The sequence below is a fragment of the Sulfurospirillum sp. SCADC genome, assembly GCF_000743525.1.
In the GTDB taxonomy this organism is placed as follows: domain Bacteria; phylum Campylobacterota; class Campylobacteria; order Campylobacterales; family Sulfurospirillaceae; genus Sulfurospirillum.
In genome coordinates this window covers 202637-227161 of record NZ_JQGK01000001.1, presented here as the reverse complement: position 1 = coordinate 227161, position 24525 = coordinate 202637, and the positions used below count along the sequence as shown (strand labels likewise).

Annotated in this window: 22 protein-coding genes; 10 read left to right on the top strand and 12 right to left on the bottom strand. The window is 41.8% G+C overall.

Annotated elements, in window-relative coordinates:
- Positions 1-186: 186 nt before the first annotated feature.
- The 4 genes from JU57_RS01135 (at position 187) to JU57_RS01120 (ending at position 6662) form a co-directional block, all read left to right on the top strand.
- Positions 187-843, top strand: coding sequence for a TetR/AcrR family transcriptional regulator (locus tag JU57_RS01135; protein ID WP_037955826.1), 657 nt, complete (start codon positions 187-189; stop codon positions 841-843).
- A gap of 112 nt (positions 844-955) precedes the next feature.
- Entirely contained in the window at positions 956-2116 is a 1161-nt protein-coding gene (locus JU57_RS01130) for an efflux RND transporter periplasmic adaptor subunit (protein ID WP_051906440.1), read from the top strand.
- Between the two features lie 3 nt (positions 2117-2119).
- Positions 2120-5248, top strand: coding sequence for a multidrug efflux RND transporter permease subunit (locus JU57_RS01125; RefSeq protein WP_037955823.1), 3129 nt, complete (start codon positions 2120-2122; stop codon positions 5246-5248).
- Positions 5238-6662, top strand: coding sequence for an efflux transporter outer membrane subunit (locus tag JU57_RS01120; protein WP_037955820.1), 1425 nt, complete (start codon positions 5238-5240; stop codon positions 6660-6662). The genes JU57_RS01125 and JU57_RS01120 overlap by 11 nt, the downstream gene beginning before the upstream one ends.
- A 68-nt stretch (positions 6663-6730) precedes the next feature.
- Here JU57_RS01120 and JU57_RS01115 read toward each other — a convergent pair whose 3' ends face one another.
- The 3 genes from JU57_RS01115 to JU57_RS01105 all read right to left on the bottom strand — a co-directional run bounded on the left by JU57_RS01115 (position 6731) and on the right by JU57_RS01105 (position 9421).
- Complete coding sequence (locus JU57_RS01115) at positions 6731-7462, bottom strand: TIGR03915 family putative DNA repair protein (protein ID WP_037955817.1); 732 nt, start codon at positions 7460-7462, stop codon at positions 6731-6733.
- Positions 7462-8694 (bottom strand): putative DNA modification/repair radical SAM protein, encoded by a 1233-nt coding sequence (locus tag JU57_RS01110; protein ID WP_037955814.1) that lies wholly within the window; start codon positions 8692-8694, stop codon positions 7462-7464. Before JU57_RS01110 ends, JU57_RS01115 begins: the two co-directional genes overlap by 1 nt.
- 97 nt (positions 8695-8791) lie before the next feature.
- The gene (locus JU57_RS01105) at positions 8792-9421 is read right to left on the bottom strand and encodes an NAD(P)H-dependent oxidoreductase (RefSeq protein ID WP_037955811.1); all 630 of its coding nucleotides are present in this window, start codon (positions 9419-9421) and stop codon (positions 8792-8794) included.
- Between the two features lie 198 nt (positions 9422-9619).
- Here JU57_RS01105 and JU57_RS01100 point away from each other — a divergent pair, with 198 nt between their 5' ends.
- Positions 9620-10243 (top strand): NAD(P)H-dependent oxidoreductase, encoded by a 624-nt coding sequence (locus tag JU57_RS01100; RefSeq protein WP_037955809.1) that lies wholly within the window; start codon positions 9620-9622, stop codon positions 10241-10243.
- A gap of 118 nt (positions 10244-10361) precedes the next feature.
- On the opposite strand, the gene JU57_RS01095 is transcribed toward JU57_RS01100, so the two are convergent.
- From JU57_RS01095 to JU57_RS01080, 4 genes are all read right to left on the bottom strand, one after another.
- Entirely contained in the window at positions 10362-11912 is a 1551-nt protein-coding gene (locus JU57_RS01095) for an AarF/UbiB family protein (RefSeq protein WP_294875133.1), read from the bottom strand.
- Positions 11897-12160 carry a hypothetical protein gene (locus tag JU57_RS01090; protein WP_025344505.1) on the bottom strand — a complete coding sequence of 88 codons (264 nt, stop codon included), beginning with the start codon at positions 12158-12160 and terminating at the stop codon, positions 11897-11899. Before JU57_RS01090 ends, JU57_RS01095 begins: the two co-directional genes overlap by 16 nt.
- A gap of 62 nt (positions 12161-12222) precedes the next feature.
- Complete coding sequence (locus JU57_RS01085; RefSeq protein ID WP_037955806.1) at positions 12223-13581, bottom strand: deoxyribodipyrimidine photo-lyase; 1359 nt, start codon at positions 13579-13581, stop codon at positions 12223-12225.
- A 2-nt stretch (positions 13582-13583) separates the two neighbouring features.
- Positions 13584-14531, bottom strand: a complete 948-nt coding sequence (locus tag JU57_RS01080) for a DUF523 and DUF1722 domain-containing protein (RefSeq protein WP_037955800.1) — start codon at positions 14529-14531, stop codon at positions 13584-13586.
- 153 nt (positions 14532-14684) lie between these two features.
- On the opposite strand from JU57_RS01080, the gene JU57_RS01075 reads away from it, so the two are divergent.
- The 3 genes from JU57_RS01075 to JU57_RS01065 are packed head-to-tail and all read left to right on the top strand — an operon-like array spanning position 14685 to position 17043.
- The gene (locus JU57_RS01075; RefSeq protein ID WP_037955797.1) at positions 14685-15551 is read left to right on the top strand and encodes a hypothetical protein; all 867 of its coding nucleotides are present in this window, start codon (positions 14685-14687) and stop codon (positions 15549-15551) included.
- Positions 15541-15975: a hypothetical protein gene (locus JU57_RS01070; protein ID WP_037955794.1), complete on the top strand. Its 435-nt coding sequence runs from the start codon at positions 15541-15543 to the stop codon at positions 15973-15975. The genes JU57_RS01075 and JU57_RS01070 overlap by 11 nt, the downstream gene beginning before the upstream one ends.
- Before the next feature lie 39 nt (positions 15976-16014).
- Positions 16015-17043 (top strand): virulence RhuM family protein, encoded by a 1029-nt coding sequence (locus tag JU57_RS01065; protein WP_037955791.1) that lies wholly within the window; start codon positions 16015-16017, stop codon positions 17041-17043.
- Positions 17044-17094: 51 nt separating this feature from the next.
- Here the strand turns inward: JU57_RS01065 and JU57_RS01060 are convergent, their stop codons facing one another.
- From JU57_RS01060 to JU57_RS01040, 5 genes are read right to left on the bottom strand one after another with little or no spacing between them, the layout of a single operon-like run.
- A complete protein-coding gene (locus tag JU57_RS01060; protein WP_037955788.1) occupies positions 17095-18393 on the bottom strand; it encodes a phenylacetate--CoA ligase in 1299 nt (432 codons plus the stop codon).
- Between the two features lie 15 nt (positions 18394-18408).
- Positions 18409-18843 (bottom strand): hypothetical protein, encoded by a 435-nt coding sequence (locus JU57_RS01055; RefSeq protein WP_037955784.1) that lies wholly within the window; start codon positions 18841-18843, stop codon positions 18409-18411.
- Positions 18843-20141: a phenylacetate--CoA ligase gene (locus JU57_RS01050; protein ID WP_294875022.1), complete on the bottom strand. Its 1299-nt coding sequence runs from the start codon at positions 20139-20141 to the stop codon at positions 18843-18845. The genes JU57_RS01055 and JU57_RS01050 overlap by 1 nt, the downstream gene beginning before the upstream one ends.
- Complete coding sequence (locus JU57_RS01045) at positions 20138-20674, bottom strand: 2-oxoacid:acceptor oxidoreductase family protein (RefSeq protein WP_037955782.1); 537 nt, start codon at positions 20672-20674, stop codon at positions 20138-20140. Before JU57_RS01045 ends, JU57_RS01050 begins: the two co-directional genes overlap by 4 nt.
- A 1-nt stretch (position 20675) precedes the next feature.
- Positions 20676-22487 carry a thiamine pyrophosphate-dependent enzyme gene (locus JU57_RS01040; protein WP_051906438.1) on the bottom strand — a complete coding sequence of 604 codons (1812 nt, stop codon included), beginning with the start codon at positions 22485-22487 and terminating at the stop codon, positions 20676-20678.
- Positions 22488-22701: 214 nt separating this feature from the next.
- On the opposite strand from JU57_RS01040, the gene JU57_RS13920 reads away from it, so the two are divergent.
- Complete coding sequence (locus tag JU57_RS13920) at positions 22702-22869, top strand: symporter small accessory protein (RefSeq protein ID WP_294875017.1); 168 nt, start codon at positions 22702-22704, stop codon at positions 22867-22869.
- Positions 22869-24509 (top strand): sodium:solute symporter family protein, encoded by a 1641-nt coding sequence (locus JU57_RS01035; protein WP_037955778.1) that lies wholly within the window; start codon positions 22869-22871, stop codon positions 24507-24509. The genes JU57_RS13920 and JU57_RS01035 overlap by 1 nt, the downstream gene beginning before the upstream one ends.
- Positions 24510-24525 lie beyond the last annotated feature (16 nt).

Sequence of the window (24525 nt, the reverse complement as noted above, 5' to 3'; positions counted from 1 at the left end):
AAGTCAGCTCCAAAAATAGTATTCAAACAGTTGCAAGCATTATCGGTTAAAAGATGAAAAACTTTACATGTAAAGCAATGATATAACATTATTCCTTAGACAAGATGGTACTATTGGCTCTCTTAAAGCATAAAAATTGATTTAGTGTATAATTACAGACAATGATGTAAAAGGAGGAAAAGCGTAATGAATGATCATAAATGTTGCATCAGTACTTTATCTGAACGATTAAGCGGAAAAGCAGAATCGCGGTGTCAAAAAATCGTTGATGTTGCGTATCGTCTTTTTTTGGATAATGGGTATGAAAAAGTCAGTATGAATGATATTGTGAAAGAAGCAGGGGGCTCACTGGCAACGTTGTATAAACATTTTGGAAATAAAGAGCAGCTGTTGATTTATATCCTTGAGGAAAAATCAGAAGAGCTATTTGGTGAGTGGGGGCGACGTAGTCACTGCTATGAAGGACGACTTGAAGAGTTTTTGGCAGAGATCGGAAAGCTCTTTTTTGATGTGATTTGTACAGAAGATGCGGTATTATTTCACCGTTTAATTATCTCTATTGGTTATCTTGATGAAACGAAGTTGCAGAAGGAGACGATTTTAAATCTCATGATGCGCCCTGTGTTTATTATTGCAGAGTATTTGGAAAATGAGAAAAAAAGTGGACGTATTGATGTTGAAAATACAGCCTTATGTGCGCAGCAATTTTTAAATGCCCTAAAAGATCCGTTTATCTTTCCACGTATCATGGGTGTTACGATTGATATTTCAGAAGAAACGTACTTAAAAGCGTCCAAACAAGTCGTGACTATTTTTTGCAAAGGGTTGCTGAGAAATCAATAATTACATTTTTTACGGTTAAAGTAAAAAAGCTTGACTTATTTACCTTTTGCGACTATAATTCGCCTACAAAATGTAATGTAATATACATTACACTAATTTATGGAGCTGAAAAATGACTAAAAACAAAGGATACATGACGTATGCCACATACGCATTAGTAGCGACATTGGGGGCTTTTTTGGTCTCAGGATGCTCAAATGAATCAGGTAACAAAGCAGCAGGAATGCCCGCTATGCCACCTTTATCCGTTGCAACGTATAAAGTTGTCTCAAACGATGTGCCTGTCTCTTTGGAATACCCAGCAAAAGTGAAAAGTATGCAGCAAGTGGGCATCGTTGCACGTGTGAGTGGTGTTTTAGAGAAAAAACTCTTCACCGAAGGCAGTTTCGTCAAAGCGGGCGATATGCTGTATCAAATCGACTCGGATCGTTATGAAGCATTGATGCAAGAAGCTGTGGCAGATGTAGGTATTAAAGAAGCTACCCTCAAACAAGCCACACGCGATTGGGATCGAACGAAAGTGTTGTTTGAACAAGATGCCGTTTCTCAAAAAGAGAGAGATTCAGCCCTTTCAGCGTATGAATCAGCAGGCGCTTCACTTAAAGCTTCACAGGCGGCTCTTAAAAAAGCGACGATTGATTTCAACTATACAAAAGTAAAAGCGACCATCTCAGGGATGACCAGCCTCAATGCCCAAGACGTTGGAAGTTACGTAGGATCAAGCAGTGACACGATGACACTTACGACCATTACTCAAACTGATCCTGTCTATGTTGAATTTTCCTTACCAGATATTGAGCTTTTGAAAAAACGTTATGTGATGGGGCAAGGTAATTGGAATAGTATCGCTCAAGCGAAACTTCCTGTACAACTCTCTACACCCGATGGTACAAAATATGCCAAAATGGGTACATTGGACTTTTTAGACAGTTATGTGGATGGTGAAACCTCTACGATTAAAGCACGTGCAACTTTTTCAAATCCAAACAATATTTTAATACCAGGACTTTTTGTTCGTGTCAATGTTGAGGGTTTAGTCTATAAAGATGCCATTAGCATTCCTCAAAAGGCTCTTTTACAAGAAGCCATTGGCTCATTTGTCTATGTAGCCAAAGAGGGTAAGGCTGAAAAAGTGCCTGTTAAGGCAGGTACGGTTCATAATGATACCTATATCATTGAGAGTGGTTTACATGTAAACGATCTTGTCATTACAAACAATCTGACCAAACTACGTCCAGGGTCTGCCGTTGTTGTTGCAGAAGCAAAGGAATAAAGTATGTTTTCTAAATTTTTTATCAACAGACCTATTTTCGCAACCGTTCTTTCGATTGTTGTGATTATTGCGGGTTTGATGGCTATTCGCGGCTTGCCTATTGAAGAATACCCTGAAGTCACGCCTCCTCAAGTCAGTGTGAAAGCTACTTATGCGGGAGCAAGTGCAGAAACTATCTCTAAAACAGTAGCAGCCCCCCTAGAGCAACAGATCAACGGTGTTGAAGATATGATCTATATGTCTTCCACCGCTTCTTCAACAGGTTCATTAACGATTAATGTCTATTTTAAAATTGGAACCGATGCCGATCAAGCGACGATTAACGTCAATAACCGTGTTCAAGCAGCTTTGAGTAGTCTTCCAAGTGAAGTACAAGCCCAAGGTGTGACGGTACGAAAGCAATCATCGACTATTTTGAAGGTTGTCTCGATTATTTCTCCCAATAACACGTATGATGAAATTTATATGGCAAACTATGCGCTTGTGAATGTCATTGATGAACTTAAACGTGTTGATGGTGTCGGTGATGCTTCTTTGTTTGGCAATCAAGATTACTCCATGCGTGTGTGGATGAAACCCGATCAACTATCAAAATACAATCTCACTCCAACCGATGTGATTAATGCCATTAGTGAGCAAAATGCGCAGTTTGCAACAGGGCGTTTTAATCAATCTCCTACAAAAACCTCTCAAGCATATACGTATACAGTTACAACACAAGGACGGTTTGATAAAGTCGATGAGTTTGAAAATATTATTTTAAAATCAAACAAAGATGGCTCAACCTTACGCCTTAAAGATGTAGCACGATTGGAACTTGGAGCTGAGTCTTATGATGTAACAGCAAAGTTAAATGGTCAAACGATGGCTCCTATTGGAATCTATTTGCAATCAGGTGCTAATGCGTTGGAAACGGCTAAAAAAGTCGATGCAGCGATGGTGAAACTTTCAAAATCATTCCCTGAAAATATGGCTTATCTAACGCCATACGATACAACGAAATTTATTCAAATTTCTGTAAACGAAGTGGTAAAAACTCTTATTGAAGCGTTACTCCTCGTTGTTATTATTGTTTATATGTTCTTGCAAAATATGCGTGCAACGATTATTCCAATTCTTGCAATTCCTGTTTCGATCATTGGAACGTTTGCAGGGATGTATGCGCTTGGCTACTCCATCAACCTTTTAACACTTTTTGGATTGGTGCTTGCCATTGGTATCGTTGTGGATGATGCCATTATTGTTATTGAAAACGTTGAGCGTATTTTGCATTCCGAAAAAGATATTAGCGTCAAAGATGCGACCATTAAAGCAATGCAAGAGGTCACAGGCCCGGTTGTTGCTATTGTTTTGGTACTTTGTGCCGTATTTATTCCCGTTTCGTTTATGGGTGGATTTACAGGGCAAATGTACCAACAATTTGCGATTACGATTGTTATTTCGGTCATCATTTCAGGTATGGTAGCCTTAACGCTAACACCTGCCTTGTGTGCCATTTTTCTTCAAAAGAAAGAGCCAAAACCGTTTTGGTTTGTCCGAAAGTTTAATGAATTCTTTGATGCCTCAACCAACTGGTTTACAAGTGGCGTTAGTTTAGTTGTTCGACATGGAGTCATTAGTATTATCATTTTTGCAGCACTCATGGGCGTTACGTATGAGCTTTTCCAAAAAGTGCCTTCAAGCCTTGTACCTATGGAAGATAAGGGCTTTTTACTTGCTATAACTGCTTTGCCACCAGCCTCTTCGTTGAATAGAACAGGTGCTGTTAGTGATGAATTGAATGCTATCACAGCAAAAATTCCTGAGATTGAATATACCATTTCTATTACAGGGTATGATCTCATTAGTGGTGCAGCAAAAACCAATGCGGCAACGACGTTCATCTCTTTACATGATTGGAATAAGCGCAAAGAGCCTAATCAACACTCCGAAGCGATGAGTGGCGCTTTAAATGGTGCATTTTTTGGTATCCCTGATGCAACGATCTTTGCACTCAATCCTCCACCGATTATGGGTCTAAGTATCTCAGGTGGATTTGAGATGTACTTGCAAGATAAAACAGGTGGCTCATTAGAAGAGCTTGGTAATATTACGAATCAGATTGTTGCCAAAGCGAGACAAAGACCTGAACTTACGATGGTGCGAAGTACGTTTGATACAGCTGTACCTCAGTATCGAATCACCCTTGATCGTGAAAAAACTAAGGCGCTGGGTATTTCGATTAAAGATGCTTTTACGACTTTACAATCAACGTTTGGTGCGTACTATGTCAATGACTTTAACCTTTTTGGGCGAACCTATCAAGTGAATGTTCAGTCTGAAACAGACTTTAGAGAAAAACCTGAAGATATGCAAAATGTTTTTGTGAAATCAAGTAGTGGAAAATTGATTCCTATGAGTGCGTTAGTAACGTATGAGCGTACTATTGGACCGGATATCGTTGATCGTTTTAACATTTTTACGGCATCGAAAATTGTAGGTGAACCAAGTCCTGGGTATACGTCTGGTGACGCGATTAAAGCCATTGAAGAAGTGGTGAAAGAAGTGTCACCTGAGGGATATAGTACGGGATGGGCGGGAACATCGTTCCAAGAAAAAGAGATGGAAGGTAGTGGTTCACAAGCCTTTATCTTTGGTCTTGTCTTTATCTTTTTGATTTTAGCCGCGCAGTATGAAAGATGGTTGATGCCACTTGCTGTTTTAACATCGGTTCCATTTGCCGTATTTGGAGCGATTGTGGCAGTTTATTTACGCGGTCTTAGTAATGACATCTACTTCCAAATCGGTCTATTGGTACTTATAGCCTTATCGGCTAAAAATGCAATTTTGATCGTTGAATTTGCGATGCAAGCCCAAGAGCGAGGCAAATCAATCTTTGATGCAACCCTCGAAGCAGCACGACTTCGTTTCCGTCCGATTGTTATGACATCACTCGCCTTTACGATTGGTGTTTTACCATTGGCTTTAAGTTCTGGTGCAGGTGCGGGAAGTCGCCACGCCATTGGTACAGGTGTTATTGGTGGAATGATCGCAGCAACGACGATTGCGATCTTTTTCATTCCACTCTTTTACAACTGGTTAGCGCAGCTTAATGCAAAATTTAGTAAAAAAGGAGAGCGTCATGATGCGTAATCTCTATGCCCTCTCATTGGCAACGTTAATCTTTAGTGGATGTTCGCTCTCTCCAGAGCTGAACGTCCCCACCACCCAGTTTCCAGAAGCCTACCGTGCCGATGTAAAAAAAGAAACAACCTATGTGGACGCGGCTTGGTGGAGCAATTATCATGATGAAAAGCTGACCGCTTTGATTGAAGAGGCATTGGCAAATAATTATGATCTTCAAACAGCGATGGCAAATATTTCTTTGGCGCGTGCAACGCTCTCAAGTAGCACATCGGATCGTTACCCAAGCCTTGATCTTCAAGGTTCAGGTCAGCGCATCAGAAGCAGTGCCGATACCTTTACCTCAAAAGCGCACAACACGTACAATGATTTTTCATTGAGTGCGGTGCTCAGTTACGAGCTTGATCTCTGGGGAAAATACAAAGAGGCTGAAACCTCTTCACGCGCTTCTTTAGTTGCGACATACGCGGCAAAAGATACCGTTAAGATCTCCCTTGCATCCAGTGTGGCAGACAGTTACTTTACGCTGATTAGCCTCTATGAGCAACTCGACATCACCAATGATACGATCAAAGCACGTGAAGAAGGGCTTAAGCGCAATGAGTTTAAGTACTCCGTTGGCGCCATTTCAAAAGGAACGCTTTTGTCAGAACGTGCCGAGCTTAACAGTGCTCAAATCACCAAAGATGCGTTAGAGCAATCTATTTTAACGCAACAAAGTGCGTTAGCCGTCTTGGTGGGCAAATCACCCGAAGCGATTGCGAACTTTAGCAACGATGGATTGCCACGTGTGTTACCTGCTGATGTGAAAGTACCAGCGAATTTGCCATCTGAGCTTTTAACCAAACGTCCTGACATTAAACAAGCCGAAGAGAATCTCAAAGCGGCGAATGCGAACATTGGCGTAGCCAGAGCGGCGTATTTCCCCAGCATTAGTCTCTCGGGTGCCCTTGGGTTTGAGAGCACACAGCTTTCCAATCTGATGAAGTCCAAATCAGCGATGAACAGTTTTGGTGGAAGTCTTGCCTCACCACTGTTCAACATGGGCAAAACAAGTTCCAATGTTGCAAGTGCAAGAGCGAACAAAGAGCTTGCAGAGATCGCTTACGCGCAAACCGTGCAACAAGCGTTTCAAGATGCCTATGACGCACTTAACAAACGTCATACGCTCACTCAAAAGCTTGAACATCAACTCTCTTACGAGAAAAACATTGAGCAAGTCTATCTTTTGGCTCAAAAACAGTATGAGAATGGCTATGGCGATTATCTAACGCTTTTAGATGCGAAGCGTAATTTGCTCTCCGCCAAACTCGCAACGTCTCAAACGAAACAAGCTCTGATCAGTTCAGGCGTTTCGCTGTACAAATCCCTCGGCGGTGGCTGGGACAAAGAGGTCTTTGAACGCCACGCGGATACGCTCTAAGTCTTTACATGTAAACGTCCAAAACTTTATCTTTGGGCGTTTACACCTGCTTTACATGTAAGCTTTTTCTACACTTGAAATTCACTCATATACGTACGATACAGCAGTGGAACCCAGCTTTGCTGAAGCTTTGGATTGTATCTACTCTCAACGGCGGCTGCTTTAAAAAAGCTCTTCCATAATGCTTTAAAATTTTCCTCTTCGCTTGAAAAAGTTGGGGCATCAAAAGAGGCGATAGAGCGAATTTCTCGAAGTGTATCGTTTTTGACAAAGGCAAGAGAACGCTTGACATCGTGAATAATAAAAGGAATGTTTCCCAAACGTTTGCAAAAATGCTCACCCAAAAAAGGGACGATGTTAAACTTCGTTTCGATTTTGGCATAGAGTGTTCCATCTTCTAACTCCTCAAAGCGGGTAAACCCGTACATTTTATGTACCAAAGACAAGAGCTCTTTTTCAAGATTTTGAATGTAAAAAAGGTTGGTATTATTAATGTTTCGAAGCTCTTTGGGGCTTTTAAACCCAATGCGAAGATACTCCAAAAGCGCCATCTCATACTCCCTCGTGTCGCATAAAACAATGTTAATAATCGTGCGTTGTTGCTCTTTAGTAAAGTGTTTGGAGATGGCATCCAACACTTTGCGCGCTTTTGACTCATCGGTAAAAATTTCATGAAACCTCTCAAACAGAAGCGTTTCTGGAATTTTTTTGACAATCGAGCTTACATGTAACTTCTCATAATAGACCTCATACACCAAGGATAAAAACCCTTCAAAACTTCCATCATAGAGCAAGATCATCACAGCTCTCCCGTGTAGATAGAAGTGTCGAACAGCGTTGGTTGAATGATGTTAGAGCCTTGATGAATGAGGGCGAGTTTGATTTTTTCGGTATAAAGAGAGGAACTTCTGTGAAAATCTTTACCTGCGATAATGAAATAACGTGCTTTTTTGAGCGATATTTTAAGATTGACAAGGTCTTCAAAGCAGAGCTTCTTAAAGCGTCTTGCTTGCAAAATTTTCAGCGCTCCACGGATGCCAATGCCCGGAATGCGTACTAAAATCTCTTGGGGTGCATGGTTGACATCGATGGGAAACAGATGAAGATTGGAAAGCGCCCAAAAGGTTTTTGGGTCAAATTGGATGTCGAGGTTTTGATTTTCACTCAAAATCTCATCGTACGAAAAGCCGTAAAAGCGCAACAACCAATCGGCTTGATAGAGTCTATGTTCTCGAAGCAAAGGCGGTTTAGATAGTTCAGGAACGGGTAGATGCTTGTGGTTGTTGACCGCAATGTACGCGGAGTAATAAACCCGTTTTAATAACGCTTTATCATAGAGTGCTGAAGAGAGTTTGAGGATCTCAAAATCGCTCTCGCTGGTAGCTCCAATAATCATCTGCGTGCTCATGGAAATAGGCTTGGCACTTCGTTGCAGGCTGATGCCACGTGCGTGTTTGAGCGGGGAGAGAAGCTTCTCTTTGGTTTTATCGGGTGCGAGTAGGGCAAGGCTTTTAGAACTTGGAAGTTCGATATTGGAGCTGACACGATGTGCTAAAAGGGTTGCTTCTTCGATGAGCTCTTTAGAAGCTCCGGGGATGAGTTTGACATGAATGTAGCCGTTAAAGCGGTACTCGTGCCGTAAAATGCGCAACGTTTGAAGTAATAAACTCATTGTATGGTCTTCATTTTTAATGATTCCAGAACTTAAAAAGAGCCCTTCAATGTAGTTTCGTTTGTAAAAGTTGATCGTAAGATCGGCGAGTTCTCGTGGGGTAAATGCCGTCCTTGGCGTGTCATTGCTCACGCGATTGATGCAGTACGCACAGTCGTAAATGCAGACATTGGTAAGCAGAACTTTTAAAAGCGAAACACACCGTCCATCGCTCGTAAAACTGTGGCAAATACCGCTGTTATGAGCACAGCCAAGTTCGCCTGTTTTGTAGTTGTTCTCACTGCCACTCGACGAGCATGAGACGTCATACTTGGCACTGCCTGCTAAGAGTGATAGTTTATCTTCTGTTGTAAGTTTCATGCAAGCATGATAGAATTTTTTTACATGTAAAGGCTAAAATATTTCAAAATGAAATGTGAAAGAGGGCAGAGCCTAATATCTAGGCTCTGAAAGTGGATTACTTAATAAATTCTACGGCTTCGTTAAACGGCACGCGAAGTTGTGTGGATTGTGGGTTGATGCGATATCCAAAAGGAAGCACCATCGCCACTTGGTATTTGCTCGTATCCAATTCTAAAACGGCCTCGACTTTCTCTTTTTCAAAGCCTTCAATCGGGCAAGAATCGATGCCAATAAACGCCGCTGCGGTCATCATGTTTCCCGCTGCGATGTAGCATTGACGCGCCGTCCATGCGTAGACATTGGCATCTGAACTAAGCGTCTCTTTAAGATGATTGGCGTACAAATTGATGTAAAAATCTTTTTTCTCTTGGGGCATTTCACGTCGTGCAAAACGCATCATTGGTATGCCACTCTCGACTTTAACCGCATCAATCGCCGCTAGAATGACAACGAGGTGTGAGCATGTCGTCACTTGGGGTTGATCCCAACAGACAGGGCGAAGTTTAGCTCGAAGTTCATCGTTCGTGATGACTAAAAATTTCCACGGCTCCATGCCAAACGAAGAGGGCGATGTGTGACCAGCTTCTAGAATGAAGTGCATTTGATCATCGCTGATTTTCTTCGTCTCATCAAAAATCTTGCACGCGTGGCGAAAGTCCATCGCTTTGGTAAAGTCGTTTTGCATTCGTAATCCTTTTTTTTAAATAGTAAGATAATTATAGAAATAATTTACTTTAATTTCTCTTACGATATTTTTTGTATGTAATAGTGTTTTATTTCATTTTATTAAGATATTCCTTAACAAAATGACCTTCATTTTTAGCTTAACGCAAAGCGTGTTCGAGTTATATTATAATTTACCAAAATTACAAGGAGATTTCCGATGGATAAAAAAGAACTTTTTTTAGACGCTATGAACTTTCGTCACGCATGCAAGCTTTTCACTGAGAAAAAAATCCCCACAGAAGATTTAGAATTTATTTTAGAAGCAGGGCGTTTGAGTCCTAGTTCGTTTGGGGTTGAGCAGTGGAAATTTGTTGTCGTACAAAATCAAGCCCTCAAAAAAGAGATCGAAAACGTCTCATGGAATCAAAAACAGATCTCAACGTGCAGCGATCTTCTCATCATCCTAGCGCGCAAAGATGTGCGAAGCAGTGACGCGTACACCCAAACACAGATAAAACGCTGGGGTTTAGCAGAAGATGCGTTTAAAGGGTTTATGGGTATTTACAAAGGGTGGGTCGATGGCAGAGATGACCATACGATTGAGATGTGGAGCGAAAAACAGTGCTACATCGCGGCAGGAAACATGATGACTGCCGCGGCGAGCATCGGCATTGATTCATGCCCGATTGAAGGCTTTGAGTACCAAAAAGTCGATGCGCTTTTGGGCATTGATACAGCTGTGTACCAAAGTGCTTTAGTGATTCCTTTTGGGTATCGCGCGTTAGAGCAAAGAGGCAAACACCGCTTGAGTTTTGACGAAGTTGTAGAGTTTAAAAAATAATTCTCATAAAACTTGTTTTATGAAGCTTTAGGGGGTGTCGGGGATTTATCCCTGACCTTAAGCAATGGGTTTTACGCATTGTTTAAGATACCGTTACGCAAACTGCGTAACCTAATCTTTAAAAAATAATTCGCGCCAATCCTAGCGTAAATAAAACCAGTGCGACCTCTTTGAGTTCGGGGTCGTACATCAGCGTAAACAGTGCGCTGAGTAGCAGTACCATTCCAAACATAAAAGGTTTTAGGTACTGTTTTAACTCTTTTTTGAGCCACTCTAACTGCGAAAGAGAGAGTTCAACTTTAACCTCGCCATCGCTGATCTGTTTGATAGACGATTTGAGATGGTGAAGCGTCAGTGGAAGTGACTTAAACTCTTTGATCAAGCTCTCCAAAATCCCCCCATCCATGCCTAACGCTTTGGGAATATTCTCTTGCAAAACGGGCAAAATATCTTTAATGCCGTTAAAATTTTCAATGTACGTTGTCCCCAATCCTTCAATAATCGCACTCACACGTAAAATATAAATCGCCTCTTGTGGCAGTTTAAACGGCAAATCACGGGTGGAACCTAGTACATCTAAGGCAAGTTTTTGCATACTCTCAGAGCTTAGATTTTCATTGCCAAAGATCTCAAACATGCGCTCACTTAACAGTGCCAATTCACTTACAGGCGCTTCATATGCAACGGTTCCAAGTCGTTTACTCGCACTAATGTACAGCTCATAATCCTTCTCATTGGCAGCTTTTAGAAGCTCAATGATAGCAATACGGGTCTGATTTGGGATGGACTTCACCATGCCAAAATCAAGTAAAACCAACTCCCCTTTGGTCGTAATGAGCAGATTGCCAGGGTGTGGATCTGCGTGGAAATAGCCACGAAGGAGCATTTGCTCGGTGTAAAAAGAGATAAGCTTTGCAATAATCGCTATAAAATCAATTTTCTCTTTTTGCAAACGCTCTTTATCATCAAAACGAAAACCCTCTTCATAACTCATCACCAGCGCATCTTCACTGCAATACTCCACAAAAGGTGTGGGAAAAAGAATGCCTGAACGCGCGTACATGGTAGAGAATTTTTGAAGATTGTGAAGCTCGGTGGTCATATTGACCTCTTGAAGAATCATCTTTGAAAACTCAACGATGACTGCTTCAATGGAATTTTTCGTGTAGTGTGAAAACAGAGGTCTAAACAGTCGGTTGAAAAACGAGATAATGACAATATCGGCACGGACGCGTTTTTCAATGTCCAAACGCCTAATCTTAACAGCAACTTTGATGCCATCAATGCGTGCTTCATGCACTTGACCAATGGAAGCCGAAGCAAGAGGTGAAGGGTCAAAATGCTCAAAAGGCATGGGCGTAAACGCACGAGAGAGCACCACATTTAACTGTGCTTCAGACATGGGCGGAAGTTGGTCATGCAGTGATTTGAGCTCATCCAAATACTCCGTGCTAAAAAAGTCCGCCCGAGTGGCTAGCACTTGCGCTAGCTTAATAAAACTAGCACCCAAATTGACAATCGTACGGCGTAAGTTGACAGGAGAGAGCGGTTTTAAAAAGAGAAATCGCTCCTTTTTTTTGAGCAATAAATAGACACTCAGTAAAAAATAAAAAACATCATAAACCCTTTTTGGGTTGAAAAGATGCCAATAGACTAAGAGAGTTTTGATTTAAGCTCCTCGATGTCGCTTTTGGTGGCAAGACCTAATTCGCCGACCACCTCTTTAATCATCTCTTTGATTTTTGCTTTCACGCGCTCATCTTCATCTTTGCCTCTTTGGCTAATAGACTCGATGAAACTCTTCGCATCGCTCGTGCTGATTTTGCCTTTTTCTTCAAGCACTTTGAGCTCTTCTTCGATCTTCTCTTTAAGGACAACCATTCCGCCTAAGCTTACATGTAAAAATTCTTTTAACATACGATACTCCTTTTGTTTTGAGGATAGTTTAACACGATTTGAGCAACACAGAGTAAACACATTTAATGGTCGCGCGTAAACTCACTTAAAAACCGTTTTCGCGCACGTTCATGCTCAATCATCGGCTTTGGATACCCTGTGATGTCATGGCTCATCAGATACGCTTCTTTGTGCAAACACGAGGCTGGAACGTCGCGTAAAAGCGGAAGATAGCGTTTGATATAACCAGCTTCTTTGTCAAACTTCAACGACTGCGCATAAGGGTTAAAGATGCGAAAATAGGGCTGCGGATCGATGCCCGTTCCTGCACACCACTGCCATGAAAGGATGTTCGCTGACGCGTCATAATCCAAAAGATGCTTCGCAAAAAACGCCTCGCCCCTTTGCCATGGCAACATCAAATGCTTGGTAAAAAATGACCCCACGACCATACGAGCGCGGTTGTGCATCAAGCCAGTTGTGAGTAGTTCCGTAACCGCAGCGTCAATCAATGGATAGCCCGTTTGAGCTCTACTAAAACGCGCATACGCATCTTTGTCATTGGAAATGGGTGGCGAATATTTGTAATTTTCCCATGCGAGTTTGGGAAAATGAAAGAGCAAATAAGCATAAAATTCACGAAACATAAGCTGTCTGAAAAAAGGCTCTGTGGCGTGACCTTGCTGTTTGAGGTTCACTAAAAAACGCACGACTTCACGAATGCAAAGTGTGCCAAACCGCAGATGAACGCTCAAATGAGACGTAGCATCTTCGTCTAAAAAATCACGTTTTGCATCATACAAATCGACTTTACATGTAAAAAACTTCAACGCTTTTTGAGGCTCTAAACTGTTTACATGTAAAGGCTCAAACCCCATGCTTTCTAGCTTTACATGTAAAGGTTTTTTGTCCCCATCTTGAATGCACCAAAGTGCTCTGTAGTCGAAGTTTACAAGGCATTGTTCGGCTTTTTTGTACTCTAATGCGTAAAATTGTGTGTAAAGTGCTTGGCAAGCACGGTAATAAGGGGTGAAAACAAGGTAAGGAGTGCCGTCTTTCTTTAACACTTCGTTTGGCTCAAAAAGGTAGCAATCGTTCAGTGCATGAAAGTTTAAGTGCTCCGCAATTTTAGCATCACGCTCTTTGGCATAGCTGTCATAATCCACACTGGCATAAACCTCACTAAACCCTAATGTTTTGAGGTAGGTAAACACTTCCAAAGGCGTGCCATAAAAGAGCGCAAGATCAAGCCCCATCGCTTTCAGATCGTCTTTGAGTTTAAGTACCTGCTCAAAAATAAACGAGACTCTTTTATCGTTTTTTTCAAGAGCATTTAAAATGTTCGTATCGAAAATAAAAATGGGCAAAACCTCGCCCTCAGTCGCTAAAAGCATCGAGTCATGAACACGCAAATCGCGCCTAAACCAGAGGACTTTTTTCATGCTTATTTGCCTTCTTGGATCATGGAGCGAAGGGAGAGGTCTTTAGGGTAGGGGTTTAAAAACTTCTGCCCTAAAAGGTAGGTTGTGTTGTACTTTTTAGCCAAAAATTCGATGGTACTCATCACCGCAATCAGCGGAGTGATCTCGTCACGAAACTCCTCAATTTGCAGATGTAGCTCTTGCTTTTCACTGCTGCTCAGCTCTTTTTTGAAAAAGCCGACCATGTGTTGCAGGACATTGACCGTTTTACCAATCGTCCCTTTGCAGGTGATCGTTTTTTTAAACAGCGCGAGGTACGCTTCTGTTATTTCTTGCAAACTTTTTTTGTCGTGATTGGCAACGATTTTGCCCAAAAGGCGGTAGTTCGTCTCATGTTTGCTTTGCAGCAGAAACTTATACGCGGTATGAAATGCCACAAGCTCTTGCATGGTTTGGATGTTTTTGTGAAGGAGTATCGCATCTTCATACGCAAAGAGTTGCATCACAAAGTTTTCCCGAAGCCAAGGGTCGATCAAACGCGCCTCATCTTCGATGGGGAAATCCACAAAATGTTCTTTACATGTAAGCGCAAAAAGCCCATCTTTTTTCCCTTTACTCATCTCTTTCATGTAGTACTTAGTACTGCCAAGCCCACAACTGGGTGATTTTGATTTGAGGATAATGCCACAAATCTCTTCGTTTTGAATTTTGTGTAGTTCATGCGCCACCGCATCATTCATCGCTTGCGTGACATCGTTTTTGGAAAAGACAGTGATGACGTTTTTATGCCCCTCTTCAAGCACAATGCGTATCGTCTCACGCGGTGTTCCAAAGGCTAAATGTTCAGGACAAAACGGAATAAACGAAGCGTATTTGCCAAGTTTGTCGGTTATAAAGCGATCCCGTTGACCTGTTTTGTCGTAACGAATAGGTTCGCCCAGTAAACAGGCTGAAACGGCTATTTTTAGCATGGAGTTCCTTTGCGAAAAGCTATGACTATTATAGCTCGTACTTTTGATAAAAGGCTTATTGGAAAAGTATTAGATTAATCAGAATATATGAGATAATATATTTAAAAAAGTTTTGAGTTGAAATGGTTAAAAACATCAAATTAGGAGAAGAAAATGGAAGTGAAGAGTATCAAAAATGTAAATTTTAATTTATATAGGTTTCAAATTTTACCGAAAGATAGACATTTTCAAGGTGCATTATTTGGTGAAATTATAAATATTGAAGACTTAATAGCTAAAAAAAATGATATTTTTGCTGAACAACTTATTTCAATTAAAGAATGGAAAAATAAAAGAACTATGATAAATGGAAAATTGGTTTATAACCAAGATAATTTTTTAATTTATAGGTTTGCATCCAAAAAAACAGTAAAGTTGGAAAGTCAAACTTTTGAAGAAGAACAATATGAAAATTGGCCATCAATTCTTGTGGCTATTTGGAATCAACCTGATAAACAATATATTTTAATTCAAGATAGAAAACAAGCATTTGCAGATACAAAATCAGTTCTTAATACTTTTCTTCAGTCAATTAATGGAGTTCTTGGCGATAAACAACTCAAATTTTATGCTGAACCTATATTTTATAAAGAAGCATTTTGGAATATTATTAATGAATATCCAAGTACGATAAAAAATATTAAATTTGAGCTTATTACTCCTAATATGGCTAACATATCAGCTACTTTAAGCGAAGATTTGAAAAATTTAGCTAAAGGAACAAATACAGCAAAAACTTTCTTAGAAATTGATGCAGATGATTCGAAATTACATATTACACATGAAGATAAACAAATTAATAGCCTTGTTGATTATGCTAGTGAGGGCGGTGGAAATATATCAATCAAAATTAAAGGGCTTAAAAAAAGAATTCAAACTTCAAAATCTATTAAATCATTAGAAATTAAAGAACTTGAAATTAAAAGTGGTAATTTTCAAAATATTGCAAATTTATTACAAAGAGTTATTAATGAAAAATAATATTTTTGTAAATACCTTTTTTTCAATAGGATTAGGATTTTTTCTGGCTCAATTACAATTACTTTGTGATACAAAATTTCTATTTGAATTTTTAAAAAGTAATTTAATAACACTTTTAGTTGCATTAATTGCAATTAATTCTGCAACTTTAAGTATTGTTTTAACAAAAATTAGAGAATTAATTGATAAAAAGGGGACGGGAAATTTTTCCGCTACAAAAGATCAGATGATTTTATCAATACAAGAGCAAATTATCTTAATACTTCTTGCCATAGTACTGTTCATGATTATAGATTCAACTTTCATAAAAAATCACCAAGAATATAAAATACTTGTCGAAGCATTATTAATAGGAACGTTTATTTACGCATTAAGAATTTTGTATGATACCGCAAAAAGTGTATTTGTAATTTTAGATTATTAAATGCAAAGACACAATAAAAATGAGGACAGGTAACTTAAAATGACCAACACCACACCAATATCAAATATCCTTATTTACCAAAGTGAAGATGGCAAAACAAAGATAGAAACAAGGCTTGAAAATGAGACGGTTTGGCTCAATATTGAGCAAATGGCGGAGCTTTTTCAAAGAGATAGAACGGTCATATCCAAACACATCAAAAATATTTTTCAAGAGGGAGAGCTTGATGAAACAGTGGTATGTGCACATTGTGCACATACCACTAAGCACGGTGCGATAGAAAACAAAACACAGATTTCATATACAAAATATTTTAATCTTGATGTCATCATTTCCGTAGGGTATCGTGTAAAGTCGCTCCAAGGTACGAAGTTTCGCCAATGGGCAACGGCGAGGCTCAAAGAGTACATCGTTAAAGGTTTTACGATGAACGATGAACTGCTTAAACGTGCAGGTGGTGGAAACTACTTTGAAGAGCTTTTAGCACGCATCCGCGATATACGAAGCAGTGAAAAGATTTTTTGGCGCAAGGTGCTTGACATCTATGCTACGAGCATAGACTATGACCCAAAAGCAGAGCAAAGCATTCTCTTCTTTCAAACGGTACAAAATAAAATGCACTGGGCGGTTCATGGTAACACGGCGGCTGAACTTGTCTATGAAAGGGCGGATAGTGCCAAGCCACATATGGGGCTTACCAATTTCAAAGGCACACACCCTACAAGGCAAGAAATCAGTGTCGCCAAGAATTATCTTAGTGAAGATGAACTCAACCTTTTAAATCGCATGATTACGGCATACATCGAAATTGCTGAAATCCAAGCGATGGATAAAACGCCTATGTATATGAGCGATTGGATAGCAAGATTGGATGATTTTTTGAAAATGACAGGCAAAGATATACTTAAAAATGCGGGAAAAATAAGCCACGACAAAGCCATTCTAAAAGCATACGATGAATATGAAAAATACAGAGAAAAAACCAAAGATGAACTTTCACGAGTTGAGCAAGATTTTATAGCGTATATTGATACAACGGAGAAGATGCTTAAAAAAGCCAAGTCATAATGCACTAAAAGAATTTTACATGTAAAGCCCAAAGACTTTACATGTAAACAATTATTTCGCTCGTTTATCCACCACGCGAGTGGCTTTCCCCTCACTTCTTTGCAAAGATTTGGGTGCAACAAGCTTAACTTCGACGTTGATGTAGAGGTTATTTAAAAGAGCATGTTGAAGCTCTTTTTTGAGGTTTCCGAGGTAGCTGACATCATCGCTGATTAAGTGTTCATCGAGTTCTACATCGATCTCAAGTTTATCGAGGTAGCCTTTTTTGTCGGCGATGATTTGGTAGTTGAGCATGATGCCTTCTTGTTTGGAGAGTACGTGTTCGATTTGCGATGGAAAGACGTTGACGCCGTTGATGAGGAGCATATCGTCGCTTCGTCCTACAATGCTTTCGATTCTGCCGATGGTTCTGCCACAACGACATGGAATGCGTGTCAGAGAAGTAATGTCGCCCGTTCGGTAGCGAATGATCGGCAAGCCTTGTTTGGTCAGTGTCGTGATGACCAGTTCGCCTCGTGTGCCTTCTGGTAGAACTTCGCCCGTTTTGGGGTCGATGATCTCAGGGTAGAAATGGTCTTCGTGAATATGCAAAAGATTGGAGTGTTTGCAGTTACACGCCACGCCCGGTCCGATGATCTCGGAGAGTCCATAAATCTCGTGGTAATCAATACCCCAAATATGCGCGATCTCGTTTTTAAGCCCTTCACTCGTAGGCTCTGCACCAAAAAATCCCACACGTAGTTTGAAATCTTTTTGGATGTCATAGCCCTCTGCTTTCGCGACTTCTGCCATGTGTAACGCAAACGAAGGCGTTGCGGTGAGCACAGTCGCTCCAAAGTCTTTGAGTAACAACAGTTGGCGAGAAGTAAAGCCCGTGGAGCTTGGAATGACGGCAATTTTCATGCGTTCTGCGGCGTTATGAAAGCCAAGACCGCCCGTAAAAAGTCCGTATCCGTGCGAGTTTTGCATGATGTCTTGACACGTCACACCACCCATCGTAAACGCGCGCCCCATCACTTCCGCCCAGATGTCCATATCGTGCTCGGTGTAGCCTACGACGGTCGGTTTACCCGTGGTTCCACTACTGCTGTGAATGCGCACGATTTGGTCCATATCGACGGAGAACATGCCAAAAGGGTAGTTGTCGCGAAGGTCGTGTTTTTGGGTAAAAGGGAGTTTGGCGATGTCCTCAAGCGTTTTAATATCTTGTGGCAAGACGCCATGTTCATCAAACTTTTTCTTATAAAACGGCACAAGATGATACACGCGAAGCAAGGTCTCTTTGAGGTGTTTGAGTTGCCACGCTTGAAGTTCGTCTTTACACAAACTTTCGTTTTTACTGAATGTCATCGCTCTATCCAGCCTTTACATGTAAAAGTGTTTGGCTTGAACGATCTCGATATTTTGAGCTTGAAGTGCGGCAATGGCGTCATCAAAACGGTCTTTATCGACACTGAAAATAAAAATGCCCGTACTCGCTTCGTAAAAGCTGTAGGTGTAGAGAATGTTGATGCCCGCACGTGAAAGCGCGCTCACGGCTTTGTCGAAACTTCCCACAACATCTTCGATCTTCACGCCAAAAACGTCGGTAAAACGCACACTAAAGCCTTCATCTTCAAGTACGGCTTTGGCTTTTTCGGGATTGTCCACGATGGTGCGAACCAAACCAAAATCGGTCGAATCCGCGAGTAAAATCGACTTGATTGAGATGCCATTTTTGGAAAGCACGCTGGTCAGTACCGAGAGCTCGCCCGCCTTATTTTCCAAAAAAATCGTTAGTTGTTTAATGTTGCATTTCATTACAGACTCCTTTTGTCGATGACGCGGACGGCTTTGCCGACACTGCGTTCTATGGTACGAGGCTCTACAAGTTTGATCTCGGCGTTAATGTAGAGGTTGTTGAGCAGTTCGTGTTGGATTTTCTTTTTCAAGGCTTCGAGGGCTCCGATGCTATCCAGTGGCATCGCTTCGGTGACTTCGACCATGATTTCGAGTTTATCGAGGTAGCCTTTTTTATCGGCGATGATTTGGTAGTTGAGCGTAATGCCCTCGATGTTGGAAAGCACGTGTTCGACTTGCGATGGAAAGACATTGACGCCATTGACGATCAGCATATCATCGACACGTCCCATCACGCTTTTCATGCGCACATGTGTTCTACCACACTTGCATGGGGTTCTATCCAGCGAGGTAATGTCGCCCGTTCGGTAGCGAATGATTGGAAAGGCTTGTTTGGTCAAACTCGTGATGACCAGTTCGCCTTTTTCGCCGTACGGCAGGACTTCCAAGGTTTTAGGGTCGATAATTTCAGGATAGAAATGATCTTCAAAGACGTGCAGATCATTGCTTTCAAAACAGTTAGACGACACGCCAGGTCCTATGATCTCTGAGAGCCCGTAAATCTCACAGTAGTGAATGCCCCAAACGCGTGCGACCTCTTCTTTGAGCCCCAAACTGGTCGGTTCGGCTCCAAAGATGCCGCATTTGAGTTTGAAATCTTTTTTTATGTCATAGCCCTCAGCCACTGCGGCTTCCGCCATATGCAGGGCAAAAGAAGGTGTAGAGGTTAAAACGGTTGCTTCAAAGTCTTTCATGAGCATCAGTTGGCGTGAAGTAAAACCACCTGAGCTTGGTACAACGGTCGCACCGACGGTTTCAGCCCCATAATGAAGCCCAAGACCGCCCGTGAAAAGCCCATAGCCGTAAGCATTGTGCGAGGTGTCTTCGCTCGTGACACCTGCCATTGTAAAGACGCGCGCCATCACTTCGTTCCATGTATCCAAATCGGCTTTGGTGTAGCCGACAACGGTGGGTTTTCCTGTCGTTCCACTACTGCTGTGAATGCGCACGACCGCATCTTTTTTCACGGCAAAAAGCCCAAAAGGGTAGTTGTCACGCAGATCTTGTTTTTTGGTAAACGGCAATTTTGCGATGTCATCAATGGAGTTGATGTCAGAGGGTGTGATGCCCAGTTCCGCAAACTTTTTTTGGTAAAAAGGCACATGCGCATAGACGCGCGCAACGGTGTCTTGAAGCCTTGTGGTTTGAAGTTCGCTCAGTTTATGACGTGGTAATGTCTCCTCTTTTGACCAGATCATTTTTGTGCCTTTGCGTCGTTCATGCCTTGATGAAGCACCGCGATATTTTTCTCTGCCACTTTTGCATTCATCGCGGTTATCGCCTCTTCGATCTCTTTACATGTAAACGGGAAACGTGCATCTAAAGCGAGCGTAACACCTAACATATAGACGTTGAGCGCATCAATGGGAAACTCTTTGGATTTCGCTTTTTTAAACGCGTCGATGCTGTGGGTTTCAAAGCTGACTTTGGGAAAATTTTTAGGTGCATTCATCACGATGACACCTTTGTCTTTGCTCAAATATTGGATGTTGCGAAGGGCTTCATTGCCCTCAAGTGCGATGAGAAGATCGGCTTGCCCTTCATCAATCGCAGGGGCGTAAAAATCGCCGATTTTAACGTAACACGAAACCGAACCGCCACGTTGGCTCATGCCGTGGTTTTCAGTTCCTAAACATTTTTGTTTGGCAAGGGCTGAGGCGATGCTAAGCACTTTGACCAAAAAGACCGCACCTTGTCCGCCGATACCTGCAATAACGATTTGATATTTCATCTTAGTTCTCCTCTCTTTTCACAAACGCATCGGTCGGACAGACCACATCAAGGCACGAACCGCATCCTGCGCATAAGAACGGATCGATTTCCATCTTGCCTGCATCGTTGTAGTGCATCGGTGGACATTTGTAGTTGGTGATACACGAATCACAGGCAACGCATTTGTCCTCATTGACTTCAACGACGACATTGCCAAGACGACCTGAGGCGTTCTCTTTATCGAGCACACAAAATTCGCGCACAACGGCAACCACAGGTGCCGTGGCAGTTTTATACGCCTCTTGGAGCGATTTCATAAAGTCAACGGTTTTGTTCAAGTCTTGCTCGTAAACGTATTCGTGACACGTGACACCACAGCCTTCAATGATGCGTTTGATGTCGATTTGGTTCGGATTGGTTCGCTCAGGCGTGGTTTGACGACCCGTCATCGCGGTGGTGGAGTTGTCTAAAATGATGAGAACAAACTTATGGTTTTGATAGACGGCGTTAATGAGCGGTGCGACACCTGAGTGCATAAAGGTACTATCCCCAATCGTCGCTACGACCGTTTTATCGGGATCAGAGATGCTAAAACCACTCGCCATCGAGATGCTTGCCCCCATACACAAAATGGTGTCAATTGCCGCTTGATTGAGTCCTAGCGTGTAACAGCCGATGTCGGATGTGTAGATGGACTTTTTCTTTTTAAAGGTTTTAGTGATGGCATAATGCACATCGCGGTGCGGACAACCTGGACACATATTGGGTGGGCGTTTGGGGAGTTCTTTATCGTATTTTTCACTTTGGTACGCATGGCTTGGCTCAATGACACCTGCTTTTGCGAAGGTGGAGAGGACTTTGTCTTTTGAAAATTCATCGATGAGATGAACGTGTTTGGTCAGTTTGCCGTAGAGTTTTGGTGAGCTTAACTGCTCTTCGATACAGGGAAAACTCTCTTCAAAGACGATCACTTTATCGTAGTTGGTAAATAGCGCTTCAAGGTTTTCTTTGGGAAGTGGGTAGGGCATATCAAGTTTTAAAATATCGGCTTCTATGCTAAGCTCTTCGATGGCTTCTTTCACATAACCATCTCCCGTTCCACTCGTGAGGCAGAGTACGCGTGAACCTTTCAGTGCATGCGTTTTAGGTTCTATTAGATGTTCCCAGTTCCACAGCTTGATCGCTTCCAAACGCTCAATCTGCTCCAACCCTTGGCGAAATCTTCCCGCAGGTGGCACAGCGCCCCAACGTGGAATGTTGCGCTCAAAATTGCCTTGATTTGCCTTTACATGTAAAGCATCATCGACCTCGCAAATCTCTCTGGCATGGCTAACGCGCATGACGGGGCGAAGCATAACGATCGACTCAAATTGATGCGAGAGTTCAATGCCTAGTTTGACCATGTCGTACGCCTCTTGCGGCGTTGAAGGATCAAGCACGGGAATACGCGCGAACTTGGCGAAACTGCGGCTGTCTTGCTCGGTTTGAGAGGAGTAAAAGCCCGGATCATCACAGGAGATGAGCAACATTGCACCCTTAAGTCCGATGTACGAAGCGCTCATTAAAGGGTCACTCGCTACATTGAGTCCGACTTGTTTCATTGTCGCACACGTTCGTTTGCCCGAAATGGCGCCTGCATAGGCGACTTCAAAACCTACTTTTTCATTGGTCGCCCACTGTGCATAGGCGTTCAGTTTAAATTTATCACGAAATTTTTGAAAATTCCCCAAAATCTCACTCGAAGGTGTCCCTGGATAGCCTGAGAGCATATCCACACCCGAATGAATCAGCCCCAAGGCAATCGCTTCATTCCCCATCAAAATCTGTTTCATATCGTTGTGCTCCATCGCTTCTGCATTGTAATTTTAAAGGGTATTGAAACTAAGATTATAAATTACTTATCTAAGATAGTTTGGCAAAATCCTTACATGTAAAGTGAGCAAATTTGAAACTAAATTATTTTTTTAGAACGGATTAAGAATAAAACTAACGTTTCGTTAAAGCAATTTATATTACTTTGGGAAACATTTAAAAGGAGATATAGGCATGGAAACATTTGATCTAGGTGTAGGATCGGCATTTTGGCTAATGAATGCGAGTACACTTTTATGCGTGGTTTACGGTGTCATCAACTGGAACAAAGACAAAGAGGAGAAGGTCTTAAACACGAAATCTTGGGACAAAGATGAAGCGCGAATCAATAAGGATTTATAATGAATATGCTTGAAAATATCATCATCATTATTTACCTTGCGGTATTGGGGTATCTTGGGTTTGTGGGCTATAAACAGACAAAAAGCTCTGCCGATTACTTAATCGCAGGAGGCAACACGCATCCGTTTGTGATGGCACTCAGCTACGGAGCTACCTTTATCTCTACAGCCGCGATTGTTGGGTTTGGCGGTGTGGCAGCGTGGCTTGGAAATTCACTGTTATGGCTTACGTTTTGTAACATTTTTGTGGGTGTATTCATCGCCTTTGTCTTTTTGGGCAATCCTACGCGTAAAATGGGCATTCGCCTTAATGCACACACCTTTCCTGAATTACTAGGACGACGTTTTAATTCTAAGTTTATTCAAGTATTTGGGGGTATTTTGATCGCATTTTTTATGCCATTGTATGCTTCAGCGGTTTTGATTGGTGGGACAGAGTTCATTGTGGCGTATTTTAAAGTGGATTATCATATGGCGCTTTTAGTCTTTTCAATCATCATTACAGGCTATGTCTTAGCCGGTGGATTAAAAGGGGTGATGCTGACCGATGCCCTGCAAGGGGTCATCATGTTTGTGGCGATGATGATTCTGTTGGTCATGGTTTTTGATGCTGTGGGTGGCATTGATGCAGGATTTTCAAAACTGGAAATGGTGTGGAACAAAACGGTTGCATCGCTTGGAAGTGCTAACCTTAAAGATCTCAAAGCAGGAAGTCCTGATTTTATGATGAAACTCTCTATGAATTGGGGTTTTCAAGGCTGGAACAAGATGCCTATTTTTCTCTCTGAGGGATGGCTTTTTGTGATTACAACGATTACGATGGGCGTTGGTATTGGTGTTTTAGCACAACCTCAGTTGGTCGTTCGCTTTATGACGGTTAAAAGTAAAAATGAGCTCAATCGCGCTGTTTTGATTGGGGGTGTTTTTATCATTGCGATGACGGGAATTGTGTTTATCGTAGGTTCACTGACCAATGTGTGGTATTATGAGTTTAATGAAGGGAAAAATGCACTCCAAAGTGCAGGTGGCGTGGGAAAAGTGATTCCACATTTCATTAACGCTGCGATGCCAAAATGGTTTGCTTTTATCTTCTTGTTTGCATTGATTTCAGCGGCGATGAGTACACTTTCAAGTCAATTTCATGCGATGGGAACGGCAATTGGTCGCGATGTGTTTGAGCAGATTGTTGGAAAACACACGTCAAATTCACTGCTGATTACCCGTACAGGCATTGTTATCATGATCGTGATCTCGGTCTCCTTGGCGTATCTGTTTGATAAACAGCCAGCGATCATTGCTCGAAGTACAGCTATCTTTTTTGCTCTGTGTGCGAGCATCTTTTTACCGGTCTATTTTGGTGGGCTTTTTTGGAAGCGCATGACACAAAAAGGAGCGATTGCATCAATGGTTGTGGGTACGGTCATTACCACTTTTTGGCTCTTATTTGTTCACTTTCAAGAGGCAAAAGAGTTGGGTCTGTGTAAAATGCTTTTTGGTGTGAACTCACTTTTAAGTGGAAAAATTATTTTTGTCGATGCGATGATCGTGGCATTGCCACTTTCTGCTTTAACCGCGGTGGTTGTCTCTTTGCTAACGAAGCCAGAGAGTTCAACATTGCTTAAGAAGTGTTTTGAGAATTAAGAGTACGTGGGGATAA

Bases quoted from the DNA above. Each gene is read 5' to 3' on its own strand.
- JU57_RS01135 (WP_037955826.1), top strand. From the start codon at position 187: ATGAATGATCATAAATGTTGCATCAGTACTTTATCTGAACGATTAAGC.
- JU57_RS01130 (WP_051906440.1), top strand. From the start codon at position 956: ATGACTAAAAACAAAGGATACATGACGTATGCCACATACGCATTAGTA.
- JU57_RS01125 (WP_037955823.1), top strand. From the start codon at position 2,120: ATGTTTTCTAAATTTTTTATCAACAGACCTATTTTCGCAACCGTTCTT.
- JU57_RS01120 (WP_037955820.1), top strand. From the start codon at position 5,238: ATGATGCGTAATCTCTATGCCCTCTCATTGGCAACGTTAATCTTTAGT.
- JU57_RS01115 (WP_037955817.1), bottom strand. From the start codon at position 7,462: ATGATCTTGCTCTATGATGGAAGTTTTGAAGGGTTTTTATCCTTGGTG.
- JU57_RS01110 (WP_037955814.1), bottom strand. From the start codon at position 8,694: ATGAAACTTACAACAGAAGATAAACTATCACTCTTAGCAGGCAGTGCC.
- JU57_RS01105 (WP_037955811.1), bottom strand. From the start codon at position 9,421: ATGCAAAACGACTTTACCAAAGCGATGGACTTTCGCCACGCGTGCAAG.
- JU57_RS01100 (WP_037955809.1), top strand. From the start codon at position 9,620: ATGGATAAAAAAGAACTTTTTTTAGACGCTATGAACTTTCGTCACGCA.
- JU57_RS01090 (WP_025344505.1), bottom strand. From the start codon at position 12,160: ATGTTAAAAGAATTTTTACATGTAAGCTTAGGCGGAATGGTTGTCCTT.
- JU57_RS01085 (WP_037955806.1), bottom strand. From the start codon at position 13,581: ATGAAAAAAGTCCTCTGGTTTAGGCGCGATTTGCGTGTTCATGACTCG.
- JU57_RS01080 (WP_037955800.1), bottom strand. From the start codon at position 14,531: ATGCTAAAAATAGCCGTTTCAGCCTGTTTACTGGGCGAACCTATTCGT.
- JU57_RS01075 (WP_037955797.1), top strand. From the start codon at position 14,685: ATGGAAGTGAAGAGTATCAAAAATGTAAATTTTAATTTATATAGGTTT.
- JU57_RS01070 (WP_037955794.1), top strand. From the start codon at position 15,541: ATGAAAAATAATATTTTTGTAAATACCTTTTTTTCAATAGGATTAGGA.
- JU57_RS01065 (WP_037955791.1), top strand. From the start codon at position 16,015: ATGACCAACACCACACCAATATCAAATATCCTTATTTACCAAAGTGAA.
- JU57_RS01060 (WP_037955788.1), bottom strand. From the start codon at position 18,393: ATGACATTCAGTAAAAACGAAAGTTTGTGTAAAGACGAACTTCAAGCG.
- JU57_RS01055 (WP_037955784.1), bottom strand. From the start codon at position 18,843: ATGAAATGCAACATTAAACAACTAACGATTTTTTTGGAAAATAAGGCG.
- JU57_RS01050 (WP_294875022.1), bottom strand. From the start codon at position 20,141: ATGATCTGGTCAAAAGAGGAGACATTACCACGTCATAAACTGAGCGAA.
- JU57_RS01045 (WP_037955782.1), bottom strand. From the start codon at position 20,674: ATGAAATATCAAATCGTTATTGCAGGTATCGGCGGACAAGGTGCGGTC.
- JU57_RS01040 (WP_051906438.1), bottom strand. From the start codon at position 22,487: ATGAAACAGATTTTGATGGGGAATGAAGCGATTGCCTTGGGGCTGATT.
- JU57_RS13920 (WP_294875017.1), top strand. From the start codon at position 22,702: ATGGAAACATTTGATCTAGGTGTAGGATCGGCATTTTGGCTAATGAAT.
- JU57_RS01035 (WP_037955778.1), top strand. From the start codon at position 22,869: ATGAATATGCTTGAAAATATCATCATCATTATTTACCTTGCGGTATTG.